At 61.2% G+C, this 15,164-nt stretch carries 11 protein-coding genes and 1 tRNA gene; 6 read left to right on the forward strand and 6 right to left on the reverse strand.

Going from position 1 to position 15,164, the window contains the following annotated elements; all coding sequences use genetic code 11:
* Positions 1–132: 132 nt before the first annotated feature.
* Complete coding sequence (gene uvrA, locus GOB90_RS08525; RefSeq protein WP_146889478.1) at positions 133–3,072, reverse strand: excinuclease ABC subunit UvrA; 2,940 nt, start codon at positions 3,070–3,072, stop codon at positions 133–135.
* A 106-nt stretch (positions 3,073–3,178) separates the two neighbouring features.
* On the opposite strand from uvrA, the gene GOB90_RS08530 reads away from it, so the two are divergent.
* A complete protein-coding gene (locus GOB90_RS08530) occupies positions 3,179–4,162 on the forward strand; it encodes an MBL fold metallo-hydrolase (protein WP_146889475.1) in 984 nt (327 codons plus the stop codon).
* A gap of 178 nt (positions 4,163–4,340) precedes the next feature.
* On the opposite strand, the gene GOB90_RS08535 is transcribed toward GOB90_RS08530, so the two are convergent.
* The 3 genes from GOB90_RS08535 to GOB90_RS08545 form a co-directional block, all read right to left on the reverse strand.
* Positions 4,341–4,763, reverse strand: coding sequence for a hypothetical protein (locus GOB90_RS08535; RefSeq protein ID WP_146889472.1), 423 nt, complete (start codon positions 4,761–4,763; stop codon positions 4,341–4,343).
* A gap of 201 nt (positions 4,764–4,964) precedes the next feature.
* Positions 4,965–6,818: a phosphomethylpyrimidine synthase ThiC gene (gene thiC, locus GOB90_RS08540; RefSeq protein WP_146889469.1), complete on the reverse strand. Its 1,854-nt coding sequence runs from the start codon at positions 6,816–6,818 to the stop codon at positions 4,965–4,967.
* Between the two features lie 630 nt (positions 6,819–7,448).
* Positions 7,449–7,721: a hypothetical protein gene (locus tag GOB90_RS08545; protein ID WP_146889466.1), complete on the reverse strand. Its 273-nt coding sequence runs from the start codon at positions 7,719–7,721 to the stop codon at positions 7,449–7,451.
* Between the two features lie 131 nt (positions 7,722–7,852).
* Between GOB90_RS08545 and GOB90_RS08550 the strand changes: the two genes are divergently transcribed.
* The gene (locus GOB90_RS08550; RefSeq protein WP_173572007.1) at positions 7,853–9,208 is read left to right on the forward strand and encodes an MFS transporter; all 1,356 of its coding nucleotides are present in this window, start codon (positions 7,853–7,855) and stop codon (positions 9,206–9,208) included.
* Between the two features lie 153 nt (positions 9,209–9,361).
* Positions 9,362–10,063 carry a uracil-DNA glycosylase gene (gene ung / locus GOB90_RS08555; RefSeq protein ID WP_146889463.1) on the forward strand — a complete coding sequence of 234 codons (702 nt, stop codon included), beginning with the start codon at positions 9,362–9,364 and terminating at the stop codon, positions 10,061–10,063.
* Positions 10,064–10,103: 40 nt separating this feature from the next.
* Here the strand turns inward: ung and GOB90_RS08560 are convergent, their stop codons facing one another.
* Together GOB90_RS08560 and ppa are read right to left on the reverse strand one after the other, a co-directional pair.
* The gene (locus GOB90_RS08560; protein WP_146889460.1) at positions 10,104–11,522 is read right to left on the reverse strand and encodes a DUF2142 domain-containing protein; all 1,419 of its coding nucleotides are present in this window, start codon (positions 11,520–11,522) and stop codon (positions 10,104–10,106) included.
* A 365-nt stretch (positions 11,523–11,887) separates the two neighbouring features.
* On the reverse strand, positions 11,888–12,412 hold the full coding sequence (gene ppa / locus GOB90_RS08565; protein WP_146889457.1) for an inorganic diphosphatase: 525 nt from the start codon (positions 12,410–12,412) through the stop codon (positions 11,888–11,890).
* Between the two features lie 147 nt (positions 12,413–12,559).
* Between ppa and GOB90_RS08570 the strand changes: the two genes are divergently transcribed.
* The 3 genes from GOB90_RS08570 to GOB90_RS08580 all read left to right on the forward strand — a co-directional run bounded on the left by GOB90_RS08570 (position 12,560) and on the right by GOB90_RS08580 (position 15,137).
* Positions 12,560–12,633: transfer RNA gene (locus GOB90_RS08570), tRNA-Ile, on the forward strand.
* Positions 12,634–12,740: 107 nt separating this feature from the next.
* A complete protein-coding gene (ettA, locus tag GOB90_RS08575; protein ID WP_146889454.1) occupies positions 12,741–14,420 on the forward strand; it encodes an energy-dependent translational throttle protein EttA in 1,680 nt (559 codons plus the stop codon).
* 210 nt (positions 14,421–14,630) lie between these two features.
* Entirely contained in the window at positions 14,631–15,137 is a 507-nt protein-coding gene (locus tag GOB90_RS08580) for a GNAT family N-acetyltransferase (protein WP_146889451.1), read from the forward strand.
* Positions 15,138–15,164: the final 27 nt, after the last annotated feature.

Here is a 15,164-nt window from a genome sequence, read left to right on the forward strand (position 1 = left end):
TCAGGATAAGGGATGATACCATTCTGTTTTTCATCGGTGCCGGTCGGGCCGTTACCGGACGTATCAGTTTCCTGTTGCTCAGAGAGTGCGTCCGATGTGGAAATTCAACGCTACATCGGGGGAAGTGTTCCGTCAGGCGGCCTTTGTTTTTCTGCGGGATTTTGTAACGGGCTTTGCCTGTTTCTTTATGGATGCCTGACTGACTTTTCCGGTATCAAGAAGCGGTTTGAGAAAACGGCCCGTGTGGCTTGCCGGACAGGCGGCGATGTCTTCCGGTGTTCCGACGGCCACGATCCTGCCACCGCCGTCGCCGCCTTCCGGGCCGACATCTATGATCCAGTCCGCGGTTTTGATGACTTCGAGATTGTGCTCGATCACCACCACGGTATTACCCTGATCGACGAGGGCGTGCAGCACTTCCAGAAGCTTACGAACATCTTCCGTGTGCAAACCCGTTGTCGGCTCATCAAGAATGTAAAGTGTTCGCCCGGTCGCACGACGGGCCAGTTCTTTCGACAGCTTGACGCGCTGGGCCTCGCCGCCGGACAGGGTCGTTGCCTGCTGGCCAAGCGCGACATAGCCGAGACCGACCTTCTGCAGGATGGCGAGGCGGTCACGGATACGGGTCTGGGCCTCGAAATACGGCAGGGCTTCATCGACGCTCATGGCCAGCACATCGGCGATCGACTTGCCTTTGAACTTCACTTCCAGTGTTTCGCGATTATAGCGGGCGCCCTTGCAGGTATCGCAGGTCACGAACACGTCCGGCAGGAAGTGCATCTCGATTTTCAGCACGCCGTCGCCCTGGCAGGCCTCGCAGCGACCGCCCTTCACGTTGAAGGAGAAGCGGCCCGGTTTGTAGCCACGGGCCCGGGCTTCCGGCAGTTCGGCGAACCAGTCGCGGATCGGGGTGAACAGGTCTGTGTAGGTGGCCGGGTTGGAGCGCGGGGTGCGGCCGATCGGGGACTGGTCGATATCGATGATTTTATCGAGCAGTTCCATGCCGTCGACACCGGCGCAGGGTGCGGGGGACTGTCCGGAACCCATGAGGTTGCGCGAGAGTGTTTTATAAAGTGTGTCGATGACCAGTGTGGATTTACCGCTCCCGGAGACGCCGGTGATGCAGGTGAAGGTGCCGAGCGGAAACTGTGCCGTGACATCTTTCAGATTGTTGCCGGTGGCGCCACGGACGATCACGAGACGCTTCGGATCGAACGGGCGGCGCGTTTCCGGCACGTCGATGCGTCTGCGTCCGGAAAGATAAGCCCCGGTCAGGCTGTTTTTATCCGCGGCGACCTGTTTCGGCGTGCCGGCGGCGACGACCGTGCCCCCTTTCACACCGGCCCCCGGTCCCATGTCGATCAGCCAGTCTGCGCTGCGGATCGCGTCTTCATCATGTTCGACAACGATCAGGGTATTACCGAGAGATTTCAGACGTTCCAGGGTGCCGAGCAGACGTTCGTTATCGCGCTGGTGCAGTCCGATGGAGGGTTCATCGAGAACGTAAAGCACGCCGGTCAGACCTGAGCCGATCTGGCTGGCCAGACGGATACGCTGGCTTTCGCCGCCGGAGAGGGTTGCGGAGCCACGGGCGAGTGTCAGGTAATCCAGGCCGACATCGACGAGGAATTTCAGACGGTCTGTAATTTCCCTGAGAATACGTCGGGCGATTTCGGCACGTTGCGGCGTGAGGGTCGGCAGGACGGTATCGAACCATTCGAACGCGGCGCGGATGGACAGGCCGGAGGCCTGGGCGATATTGAAACCGGCCACGCGCACGGAAAGGGCTTCCGGTCTGAGGCGGGCGCCGTGGCAGACGTGGCAGGGTTTGTCGGACTGATAGCGGGAGAGTTCCTCGCGCGCCCAGATGCTGTCCGTCGTTTTCATGCGCCGGCTGAGATTGGCGATGATTCCGTCAAAAGGTTTTGTGACGGTATAGCTTCTGCCGCCGTCGCGGTAGACGAAGTGAACGTCGTCCTCCGTGCCGTCGAGGAGGGCCGTGCGGGCTTCTTCCGGCAGGTCGCGCCAGCGCGTGTTCATCTTAACGCCGATATGGGCGGCGACGCTTTGCAGGGTCTGTTCGAAAAGCGGAGTTTTTTCGCTGCGCCAGGGCGCGATGGCCCCCTGTTCGAGCGAAAGGTTTTCGTCCGGCACAATAAGATGCGGGTCGAAGAAAGTTTCCGTGCCGATTCCGTCGCAGGCCGGACAGGCACCCTGGGGGGCGTTGAAGGAGAACAGGCGCGGCTCGATTTCCTCGAGCGTGAAGCCGCTTTCCGGACAGGCGAAGCGGGAGGAGAACACCGTGCGTTCCGGAGACTCGTCTTCCGGCGCATCACGTTTCACTTCCTCGGCGTAGACGATGCCGTCGGCGAGGGACAGCGCGGTTTCGAAACTGTCGGCGAGGCGGTTTTCGATCCCGGGTTTCACGACGATGCGATCCACCACGGCTTCGACCGTGTGGCGAAGCTTGCGGTTAAGGTTCGGCACATCGGCAATTTCGCAGAGCGTGCCATCGACTTTCACGCGCGCGAAACCCTTGCGCTGCAACTCGCCGAGTTCCTTGCGGTATTCGCCTTTGCGCTCGCGGATGATGGGGGCGAGCAGCATCAGGCGCGTGCCTTCCGGCATGGCCATGACGCGGTCCACCATCTGGCTGACGGTCTGCGCCTCGATGGGCAGGCCGGTGGCGGGCGAGTAAGGGACGCCGGCGCGTGCCCAGAGCAGGCGCATGTAGTCATGGATTTCGGTGACGGTGCCGACGGTCGAGCGCGGATTTTTCGAGGTTGTTTTCTGCTCGATCGAGATCGCCGGGGAGAGGCCTTCGATCGAGTCCACATCCGGTTTACCCATCAGCTCCAGGAACTGGCGGGCGTAGGCGGACAGGCTTTCGACGTAGCGGCGCTGGCCTTCGGCGTAGATCGTATCGAAGGCGAGCGAGGATTTTCCCGAGCCCGACAGGCCTGTAATGACGGTCAGCTGATCGCGGGGAATATCCACGTCCACGGACCTGAGATTATGAGCCCGAGCCCCTTTGACCCGGATGGCATGGCTGAAAGAGGTTTTTTCGGTCATCGGTGCGATCGGTCGTCCTGTCATTCCGGTGTTAAGATATAGGGTGCCGGCCCGGCTTTGACAGGGCGGCCGGGGATATTTGTCGTCTTTGCTGTGGAGAGCGCCGATGCGCCTGAGCGTGCTGTTTCTGAGTCTGTTCCTGCTCGTGGCGTCTCATGCCCGGGCGGCGGGGTTTCACATTACCGTTCTGGGTGCGCGGGGTGGTCTTGAGGACGGCAATCTCAGCGCCTATCTGGTGCGCCCTGAAGGCGATCCGCACGGGGTTCTGTGTGATGCCGGAACGGTTCTGAACGGAATCGAGGCTGCGGACCGGGCCGGGGCGTTCAGCGATCTGCGCGCTCCGCTCAGCACGCAGGACACGCGGGCCGGTTTTATTCTGCATGACGTGATCAGGGCATATCTGATCAGCCATGCGCATCTGGACCATGTGGCGGGGCTTGTTCTGGTTTCGCCGGATGATGCGCACAAGCCGATCTATGCCCTGCCTTCGGTGCATGGGATTCTGAACCGTAATCTGTTTGGCAGTCCGGTGTGGATCAATATGACGGATGAGGGGACTGAGCCGCGTCTCGGGATGTATCATGACGTTGATCTGAACGTCGGCACCCCTGTTTCCGTTCCGGACACAACTTTGCGGGTCACAGCCTGGCCGCTCAGCCACGGGGGTATGGAGTCGACGGCGTTTCTGATCGGCTCCGGGTCTGATGCCATGCTGTATCTTGGCGATACGGGGGCGGACAGTATCGAGCACGGCACGCATCTGCACGCTCTGTGGCAGGCCGTTGCGCCGCTGGTGCGGATGCATCGCCTGCGCGGCATCATCATTGAGTGTTCTTATGACAATGCGCGGCCGGAGAAGCTTCTTTTCGGTCATCTGACGCCGCGCCTGCTTCTGGAGGAACTGCGCGATCTTCAGCGCACGGCTCATGCGTCGCTGCGCGGACTGCCGGTTCTGGTAGCGCATATCAAGCCCTCGCTGCGGGCGGGAGCTGATCCTGTGAAGGTGATTTCCGATGAATTGCGGGCCGGAAATGACACCGGTGTGCAGTTTACGGTCGCGGAGCAGGGGATGACGCTGTTGTGGCGGTGAGGTTTGTTTCCGGGTTATGCTTCTGAAAGGTGCTGTTAGCCTTGAGCGTTGCTGTTTTTCTCAGGGCTTTGCCCTGAAACCCGCCAAAGGCCGGGGTCTTTGGAAACCGGGGTGTTTATCGACAGATCGCGGGGTGTGGCCTCTCCGGGTGCAGGCAGAGCCTTCTGGGCTTCCGGTGTCAGCCGCCGCGATGGCCGCCGCCGTTTCCGGCGCCGGTGTTACCCCAGCCGACATTACCCCGTCCTGTATTGCCCATGCCGATATTGCCAGATCCGGTGTTGCCCCAGCCGACGCCGCCGTTAACGCTGCCGCCTGTTCCGTAAGAGGTGCCGGAGCCGGATGTGCCCGTGCTGCCGCCGGCACCGGACATGGAGCCGGTTGTTCCGCTGCTATAGCCGCCGCTGCCGTACATTCCCGGAGAGACGATCACCTGGGTTGGAGGAGGCGGGTAGCCTTCGTAGGAGTCAGAGCGGTCGGGACGGCTGCCAGCTGAATAATCCCAGTGTGTTTTGTTACGTGCGGGGTCGGTGGAATAATCCTGGGCGATGGCCTGACCGGACAGGCAGGCGAGCCCGGCGATGAGTCCTGCGAATTTCCACATAGTCCTGTCTCCTCTGGTCCGGGGTGCGGCGTCCGGGGCGCGGCGGGAGACAGGAAAGGCTTTAAGTCTTTACGTTTTGTGAATCCCCGGAAAGCGGGTCCCGGGGTCGCCGGTTGTTTGCGGGACAGAGCGGGGCTCTGTCCCGGACCCCGGCAAAGACGGGAATTTGGAGGCCGTTTGCCCGGGGGAGCGGGGGCGGCGTTATTCCGCCGGGACGTAGACCTTGTTTCCCGCCTCGCGGAATTCCCGGCTTTTCTCTTCCAGTCCGGCAATGCGCTGTGCGTCGTCGCGAATATCCTGGCTGATCCGCATCGAACAGAATTTCGGCCCGCACATGGAGCAGAAATGGGCCGTTTTGTGCGCTTCCTTCGGCATGGTTTCATCGTGATAGGCGCGCGCGGTATCCGGGTCGAGCGACAGGTTGAACTGGTCTTCCCAGCGGAAGGAGAACCGGGCGCGGCTCAGGGCGTCATCCCGCAGTTTCGCCGACGGGTGGCCTTTTGCCAGATCCGCCGCATGGGCGGAGATGCGGTAGGTGATGACGCCGACTTTCACATCGTCCCGGTTCGGCAGGCCGAGATGTTCTTTCGGGGTGACGTAGCAGAGCATCGCGGTGCCGAACCAGCCGATCATCGCGGCGCCGATGGCGGAGGTAATGTGATCGTAGCCCGGGGCGATGTCGGTGGTCAGCGGTCCGAGCGTATAGAATGGCGCCTCGTGACATTCGCGCAGCTGCTTGTCCATGTTCTCTTTGATCTTGTGCATCGGGACATGGCCGGGGCCTTCGATCATCACCTGGCAGCCTTTTGCCCAGGCGATCTTCGTGAGTTCGCCGAGGGTTTCCAGTTCCGCGAACTGGGCCGCGTCGTTGGCGTCCGCGATCGAGCCGGGGCGCAGGCCGTCGCCGAGCGAGAACGACACGTCATACTTTCGCATGATGTCGCAGATGTCTTCGAAATGCTCGTAGAGGAAGCTTTCGCGGTGTTCCATCAGGCACCAGCTTGCCATGATGGAGCCGCCGCGTGACACGATGCCGGTGACGCGTTCGGCCGTGAGCGGAATATGGGCGAGGCGCACGCCGGCATGGATGGTGAAGTAGTCCACGCCCTGTTCGGCCTGTTCGATCAGCGTGTCGCGGAACACCTCCCAGGAGAGTTTGCTGACATCGCCGCCGACTTTCTCCAGTGCCTGATAGAGCGGGACGGTGCCGATCGGGGTTGGCGCGTTGCGCAGAATCCAGTCGCGGATGTTGTGGATGTTACGTCCGGTGGAGAGGTCCATGACGGTATCCGCGCCCCAGCGGATCGACCAGACGAGTTTCTCGACCTCTTCCGCCGCCGAGGATGTGACGGCTGAATTACCGATATTGGCGTTCACCTTCACGAGGAAGTTGCGCCCGATGATGACGGGTTCCAGTTCCGGGTGATTGATGTTGGCGGGGATGATGGCGCGGCCGCGGGCGATTTCGTCACGCACAAATTCCGGGGTGACGAACTCCGGGATGGCGGCGCCGAAATCATCGCCGTCTTTCCGACGTCCGGCAGCGCCGGGCGCGGCCTTCTGGCGACCGAGATTCTCGCGATGCGCGACGTAGATCATCTCCTCGGTGATGAGTCCGGCGCGGGCAAATTCGTACTGTGTCACACAGGATGCCGCGCCGCCTTCCAGCACGCGGTGCGGGGCGGGACAGGGCGCGACGAGGCGGTCTCCGGTGGCGCCGCCATTGTCCTCCGGTCGCACGGCGCGGGGCGTTGCCGCTGAGAAGCCCCGCCTGGAGAGCCAGTCCGCGCGCGGTTTCGGCAGGCCGGCCGCGACATTGATGGTGGCGTCTGTGTCCGTGTAGGGGCCGGAGGTATCGTAGAGGCAGAGCGGGGCTTCGTTCGCGGACGGATCGAGGGCGATCTCCCGAAACGGTACGCGGATTTCAGGATGGCCGGCCGGGGAGGACCAGACTTTACGGGAGCCGAAGATCGGGCCTGTCGTGACTTTTCCGGGTTCCGGGGGGGCGGACGTGGTGACCGGCTTTTCGGGCGTGTTCGTGGCTATGTGGTTCATGAAACTGTCCTCGCATGTGTAGCGAGGAACGGGTCGGCCCCGTCAGATTGTCATCGCGCCCGAAAACGGCTCCCGGGGCACCACGACTCCGTCGTGGCCGGACCAGTCCCTCCGCCGGTATTAACCGGATCAGGTTCCCCGGATGTCGCATCCCGACATCCGGCAGGGTCGCCGCGCTTGCCCTGCTTCAGGCACATAGCGGTCTCTCAGTTCCTTGACGGAACCCCCCCTGGTGCCCTTATGAGTTGCCTTACTCGGTCAGCCTGTCAATCTCTTCCGTTCCTGGAGGGTGTGACGGGCATCTGCCTCACGGAGAGTTGTTCTGAAGGGCGGGTCTTTCGGGCGCGAAGTGTCCGGCGGCAACGCTGTTCGGGCCGGACTAGGCGCGACGGTGAAAACGTGCGTTGCGATTCTTACCGAAATATCATGAAGGTGATGCGATTCAGACCGGATTTTCAGGTATGCATTAACGTCCGCAACAGGTCGTCTGTGGGTTGTTTAACATTTGGATGACAAAAAAATTAAAAATTGTTCATTCAATTTTGTGGTGTAAAATGTTATCCCCTGACTATCAACAATGTCTCGCGGAGGAGGGCAGGAGTCCGGTTACCCAGTTTTTCCGTTCTGAAATCAGGTTTTTCTGACTTCAGCGGCTTCTGTTTCAATTCCGGTCTTTCCGGGAATGTTGCGCACGCTGCCGTGTGCTTTCGCTTGCCAGATCATGGCACGCTTTTTCCATTCCCGTCGCGGTGACGCGCTTCCTGTCGTTATCCGCCTTATGACCAGGTGCATTTCCGCACCGTCCGATCGCTCCGGTCGTTCCTCAAATTCCGCGCCACGCGCCTTGTCCGGCGTAAGCGGAGCGCATTTCCTTTGCCTGTGAATTGCGTTGCCTGAGGTCATTCAATCCCAGATTCCGGATATAGCGCCTGCCTGGCGTGTTCCCGGAGAACTGCAGCCAGTTTGGAAACTCCGCAATCCGGCGGAGACTCTTTCAGTCTAACGGTTGCCTGCGTAAAGAGGAGCATCTCCCCTTGACACAGACAGACCCTCTGTCAGCCCCAAAGCTTTCCTTTGCGGAACGCCTTGGTATTCCCGCGCCCCTGTTCTGGGGTTTTGTCGGCCTTCTGTTTTTCATGATCGGTGACGGTGTCGAAGCCGGATATCTTGCGCCCTATCTGGAGGGGCACGGAATCACGTCGCGCGACACGGCGTTTCTGTTCACGATCTATGGAGTAACGGTTTCCATTTCCGCGTGGATGTCCGGCCCGCTTTCTGACCTGTGGGGCCCGAAGCGGGTCATGTGGATCGGTCTTGTCATCTGGGCCGTATTCGAGGTCGCGTTCCTGGCGGGTGGCGTTGAGACCGGCAGCTACTCTTTCATGCTGTTCGCCTATGCGATGCGCGGTTTTGGATATCCGCTGTTCACCTATGGCTTTCTCGTGTGGATTGCCGCGGCGACACCGGCACGTATGCTCGGCTCCGCGGCGGGATGGTTCTGGTTCGCGTTTTCCGGCGGCCTGCCAACTCTCGGGTCTCTGTTTGCCAGTTTCGCCATTCCGGTTATCGGAGAAATGTCGACATTCTGGGCCTCGCTCGGGATGGTGATGGTTGGCGGCCTTATGGCTCTGCTTCTCACGAAGGAACCGACGGGCAGCAAGCGTCTGGCTCCGAAAGAGACTGCCGCGTCCACGATCTTTTTCAGTTCACTGAGCATTCTGTGGCGTGAACCGAAGACCTTTATTGCGATGATCGTTCGTACGATCAACACATCTTCGGAATATGCGTTTCTTGTGATCATGCCGGCTTTCTTTACGAAAGTGATCGGCTTTTCCCTGTCGCAGTGGCTGCAGCTTCTGTCGATCGTGTTTCTGTCGAACATTCTCGTCAATCTGCTGTCGGGGATCTTCTCCGATCGTGTCGGGCACCGTACGGTCGTGGCTGTTGGCGGCGGCATCGGCGCGGCGATCATGGTTCCGGCGTTCTATTATGTTCCGCAGATGTATCCGGGGAACTTCTTTGTCGCTGCTGTGATCGGCGCGCTTTACGGCGCATCGCTGGCGGCTTTCGTTCCGCTGTCCGGTCTGGTTCCGCAGATCTGCCCGAAGGAAAAAGCGGCGGCTCTGTCGGCTCTGGGTCTTGGCGCGGGAGCCAGCACCTGGGTCGGGCCGGCCATTGTGACGTGGTTTGAATCCTGGCATGGCATTGAGGGGATCATCTGGATCTTCTCCGGCCTTTATGTGGCCTCGGCTCTTATGACGCTGGCTCTGACGGTCTCGCCGGAGGCGCGTCGTTATCTGGAAAAGATGGCGGTTCGCGAGCGCAATGCCAGCAAAGCCGCGGCACGCGGTGACATTGCGTCCGATCTTGCTCTTGGCGAGCGTGCCTGAAGACAGGCGGCGTTTCTGCTGATGAGATACGAAACGGGGTCACTTCGGTGGCCCCGTTTTTTATGTGGGGTATGGTTGCGGAAACGGGTCCGCTGCGCCAGAGACGACCGGAGTGCGCGCGCGGCGTGCTCCGGGGATGACAAGGGAGGCCGCATGACTGACTCTCCGGTTCAGCTTGACGAGAGCTGGCGCCATGTTTTGCAGAAGGAATTCGACGCGCCTTACATGAAGGCGCTGAAGGCGTTCCTTGTGGAGGAGAAGAAGGCCGGAAAGGTTATCTTCCCGAAAGGCTCTGATATGTTCAGGGCGCTGAATCTGACGCCTCTCGGCTCGGTGAAGGTGGTGATCCTCGGGCAGGATCCCTATCACGGGGACGGGCAGGCGATGGGGCTGTGTTTCAGCGTGCGCCGGGGTGTTCGGGTGCCTCCGTCTCTGGTGAATATCTACAAGGAAATGCAGAGCGATCTTGGCATTCCGCCGGCGCGGCATGGCGATCTGACGCACTGGGCAAAGCAGGGTGTGCTGTTGCTGAACAGCGTGCTGACGGTTGAGCGGGGCCGCGCGGCGTCTCATCAGGGCAAGGGGTGGGAGCGTTTTACCGATGCTGTCATCGCCGCCGTCAACGCGCAGACCACGCCGGTCGTGTTTCTGCTGTGGGGCGCATATGCCCAGCGCAAGGCGGCCTGTGTGGATGCCACCCGGCATCTCGTTCTGAAAGGCCCTCATCCGTCTCCGCTATCCGCGCATAACGGTTTTTTCGGCGGGCATTATTTCTCGAAGGCGAATGCTTTTCTGGAGGAACACGGGCAGACGCCGATTGACTGGCGTCTGCCGGAGGATGCGGCGGAGGACTGACTGTCCGGCGGGCGGCAACAGCGGGCCGGAGAAGGCCGGATCAGGTGACGTAGTACCGGACCAGAACGGTGTGCAGGCAGGTGACGGACGCGATCACGAGCCAGAACGGGACCAGGCAGGTGATTGCGGTGCGTACGGTCTGGGGAGGCACATATTGCTGACGCCATAACGGCAGCAGCAGAAAGGGCAGCAGCGGGAGAAAATACCGGCCCTGGACCCCGACGATGAAGGCCTCGCCGACCGGGGTGAATGTCAGATATTCCAGCAGGAAGATCAGTGCCACGGCGCCGGCGGGCAGGATAGCGTTTCCGACGCGACGGAACGGAGTGACGGGCGTGGCTCCGCGGGGTTGCGCTGCGATGATGAGGGTTCCCGCCAGAGCGACCAGGGCAAAATCGTAAAACCATCCGGGAAGCGGCGTATCGAGCCAGCCGAGAACGCCTGTCATTTCGTCGCGGAAGGGAAGACCTTCCATGCCCTGATGATCGGAGAACGCCGCGATGACCAGCCGGGGAAGCAACAACGGATGATGCAGCAGATTCGACAGTTGTCTGCCGGGTGATGAGGCGGCCCATAACGGCACGAGGACAAAGGCGCGGACGATCACGGACCACAGGCCGATCAGGCCGACGGAGGCCGCGCAGAACCACATGAGGCGGCGGCGGGTGGCGGTGGTTGCCAGCAGCAGGGGGGCGAGAAGCAGCGGGGCGTAGGCCGGGCGTCCGAGGGACATGAGTGTCAGAGCCGCGAAGAGGGCGGCGGGCGTCTGCCAGCCGGCGCGGAGGGAGGACCCGGCGGTGTTCAGGGCTCGCAACAGGCCACATGTTGCCAGCGCGGCGGCGCAGATGATGAGGCCGTCCTGACTGACAGAGGCGAAGAGCGAGAGCGTCATCGGCAGGGACAGCACGACGGTCAGGAAAGCGGCCCCGCCGCCGGCCAGGGCGATGGCCAGGCTCGCCAGCACGATGCAGGTCAGTCCGTTTGTAAACCGGCTGAGTTCGAGAGCTCTGGCGACGTTCACATGCATCAGCCGGGCGGCGGCCAGACCGGCGGCTCCCGGGATGTAGAGGAGTGGCGAATAGATCGTGGTATTGGAGAAGGGCTGGAAGCCGCGCTCTCCCATGCGGATGGCGGCACCACGCGCTGCCATGTCGGGTGTGACTTTCATCTCCGGATGCCCGCGGATGACACCGTAGATGGCGTCCAGGCGATTGATGCCGAGATCGACCACGCCGCCTGACTGTGGTGGGGAGCCGGTTCGCCTGGCGATCAGTGTTCCGGACAGGATCTGATCTTCACGGCTGAAATGATTGAATTCGTCGGAGTTTTCGAAGGGCGGGACGATGAGGGTCAGCAGGCTGATGGCGATCAGCGCGCAGCAGAAATAGAGCAGAGCCAGAGTCCGGGGACGCGCTGTCTGCGTCGCTCCCTCCGAGAGAACACTCAGGGTCTGCTTCATCCGCTGTGATCCGCTGTCAGCATGTTGCGTCCCTTACCTTTGTCCCCGGGCCGGAAATGTCCGGGAGTCGGACGAGACCACGCCCTCAGCAGATACGGCTTTGGTCGCATAAGTGTTGAGGTGTGATTTTTTCACAGATCCCGGCGCCCTGATCTGCTGATAAACAAACCGGTTTTCAGAGGCTCCTGGCCTTTGGTGGATTTCAGGGCAAGACCCTGAGCAAAGCGGCGATTCTTAACGGGAACAGAGCACGGATAAACACCCGCGCTCCCTTCCGGGAGGCGGGTCGGCTGTCCTTTTCAGGACGGGAACCCGGCCAGCTTCCGCACTGTTTCTGTCCGCACGGAACGAGCCGGATCCGGGCCTTATTTCTTCGCGGCTTTCAGAGCGGCCTGGATCAGTTCGCCGGCGCGGGCCTTGTCGCCCCAGCCGGTGACTTTCACCCATTTGCCCTTCTCCAGGTCTTTATACTTGGTGAAGAAGTGTTCGATCGCCTGGATGGTGATCTCGGGCAGATCCTCGATCTTCTCTACTTTCGAGAATTCCGGATGGACCTTGTCATGGGGCACGCAGAGGATTTTCTCATCCTGTCCGGCTTCGTCTTCCATCAGCAGCACGCCGATCGGACGGGCGCGGATCACGCAGCCCGGCACGACGTTGCGTGGTGTGAGCACCATCGCGTCGGCCGGGTCGCCGTCGGCGGCGAGTGTGCCCGGGATAAAGCCGTAGGCGGCGGGGTAGGCCATTGGCGTGAACAGGAAGCGGTCAACGAACAGGGCACCGCTTTCCTTATCGATCTCGTATTTGACCTGCGATCCCTGCGGGATCTCGATCACGACATTGATGTCGTTCGGCACATCCTTGCCGGGGGAAATTTTCGATACGTCCATCGGGCTGCTCCGTCTCAATAATGGCGGGCGGCAGCCTATCCGGGTGGAGACCTGTTGCCAAGCGGAAGCATTGCGGCTGAACCGGCAGACTGTGCGAAGTCACGTCTTGCAAAAAATGTCGGGTTGAGCGATCAGGGGGTCGCCTGCGCGCCCGTAGCTCAACTGGTTAGAGCGGGCCGCTCATAACGGTCTGGTTGCGGGTTCAAGTCCTGCCGGGCGCAGGCACACCATGTCGCGGGCTTTTTCGCGCTGATGTGGTAACCTCGCTTTCAGCTTTCCGGTCCGGGATCGGCCGTTTTTCACCGCTCGTCTTTCAGGAGTTCGTCTCATGGCGCCCTATCAATATGTCTATGTGATGAAGGATCTGACCAAGGCCTATCCGGGCGGTCGCGAGGTCTTCAAAGGCATTACCCTTTCCTTCATGCCTGGCGCCAAGATCGGCGTGCTCGGTGTGAACGGCGCCGGTAAATCGACCCTGCTCAAGATCATGGCCGGGATCGACAAGGAATACGGCGGCGAAGCGTGGGCCGCAGAAGGCGTGCGGGTCGGCTATCTGGAGCAGGAGCCGAAGCTCGATCCGAAGCTGACGGTCGGCGAGAATGTCGCTCTGGGTTTTGGCGATCTGAAGAAGGCGCTGGACCGGTTCAATGAAATTTCGATGAAGTTCGCCGAGCCGATGGAAGAGGATGAGATGAATGCTCTCCTTGCCGAGCAGGCCGAGCTTCAGGAGAAGATCGACGCGGGCGACGGCTGGGAGCTTGATCGCAAGCTGGAAATCGCGCTGGACGCCCTGCGCTGTCCGCCTGCCGACAGCCCTGTGGACAAGTTGTCCGGTGGTGAGCGGCGTCGCGTGGCGCTCTGTCGTCTGCTGCTTGAGAAACCCGAACTGCTGCTGCTCGATGAGCCGACCAACCATCTCGACGCGGAGAGTGTGGCCTGGCTGGAAAAGACGCTGCGCGACTATCAGGGCACGGTCATGGTCATCACCCATGACCGCTACTTCCTCGACAACGTGACCAACTGGATTCTCGAAATCGAGCGTGGGCGCGGCTATCCGTTCGAGGGCAATTATTCGTCCTGGCTGACCCAGAAGCGCAAGCGTCTGGCCCAGGAAGAGAAGGAAGAGAGTTCCCGTCAGCGCGCTCTTGCGGCGGAGCAGGAGTGGATCGCCTCCAGCCCGAAGGCGCGTCAGACCAAGAGCCGCGCCCGTATCACGAAATACGAGGAGATGCTGGCGCAGAGTGCCGAGAAGGTTAATGGTACGGCTGACATCGTCATCACGCCCGGTCCGCGTCTTGGCAATGTGGTCATTGAGGCGGAAGATCTCAGCAAGGGCTTTGGCGACCGGCTGCTGATCGACGATCTCAGCTTCAAGCTGCCGCCTGGTGGCATTGTCGGTGTGATCGGGCCGAACGGCGCGGGTAAATCCACTCTGTTCAAGATGATTACCGGGCAGGAGCAGCCGGACAGCGGCAAGCTGATTGTCGGTGACACCGTGAAGCTCGGTTACGTCGATCAGTCCCGTGACAGTCTGGATGACAACAAGAACGTCTGGGAAGAAATTTCGGGCGGCACGGATGTCATCTATCTGGGCAAGCGGGCCGTTCCGTCACGCGCCTATGTCGGGGCCTTCAACTTCAAGGGGGCCGACCAGCAGAAGAAGGTCGGGATTCTGTCGGGCGGTGAGCGCAACCGTGTTCATCTTGCTAAGATGCTTCGCAAGGAAAGCAATGTTCTTCTGCTCGATGAGCCGACCAACGATCTCGACGTCGACACGCTGCGCGCGCTCGAAGACGCGCTGGCCGAATATCCGGGCTGTGCGGTGATCATCACGCATGATCGCTGGTTTCTGGATCGTCTCGCAACGCATATCCTTGCGTTTGAGGGAGACAGCCATGTCGAGTGGTTCGAAGGAAACTTCGAGGCCTATGAAGCTGACAAGCGACGTCGTCTCGGGGATGCGGCTACGGAGCCGAGCCGTATCAAATACCGTCCTCTGGCGCGCTGACTCATCCGGCGCGGCCTGTCAGCGGCCGGATGACGGCTACGCCCGGATGGTTTGTCCGGGCCGTGGAGCGGGCCTGATGGCGGGCGGTGTTCTGAACGTGACTGGCGGGTCCGGAGCTTCGGAATCCTGTCTGTTCAGCAGGCCGGAGCGCGGGCTCCTCTGGTTCCGGCCGGGTTCTCCGGGCCTGGCTGTCCCGCACAACACAGTTCAATGAAGCTCAATGCCATTCGCACGGCCCGTCTTGTGCTGGAGCCGGTTTCCTGGCGTGACATGGATGATATTGCCCGTCTGAAATCCGATGGCGGGGCGTTCGGTATGATGCTGGGCGGGGTCAGAAACCGTCAGCAGGCCGAAGAGGAAATGGCCGCTGACATTTCCTGCCGTGCCCGTCATGGCTCCGGCATTTTTACGATCCGCGAAAATGGCCGGCTGGTGGGTATCACCGGCGTTCATGAACGTCCGGACGGGCGTGGCATGGCGCTGCGTTTTGCGATTTATCCCTGGGCGGCCGGGCGTGGTCTGGCGCGGGAGGCGGCGGCGGCGGCTCTGCGGCAGGCGCATGCGGCGGGCATCCATCGCGTGATTGCCATTGCCCGCGAGACCAATATTGCCTCACGCAAAGTGCTGGGCGGGATCGGGATGCGCGTCTGTGACCGTTTTGATCGGGACGGTCAGGAGATGCTTGTCTTTGAGAGCGAAGTGACCGGCGCGGACTGACCGGCGAAACTTTGTCCCGGCCTCCGC

The organism is Acetobacter oeni (assembly GCF_011516825.1).
GTDB lineage: Bacteria > Pseudomonadota > Alphaproteobacteria > Acetobacterales > Acetobacteraceae > Acetobacter > Acetobacter oeni.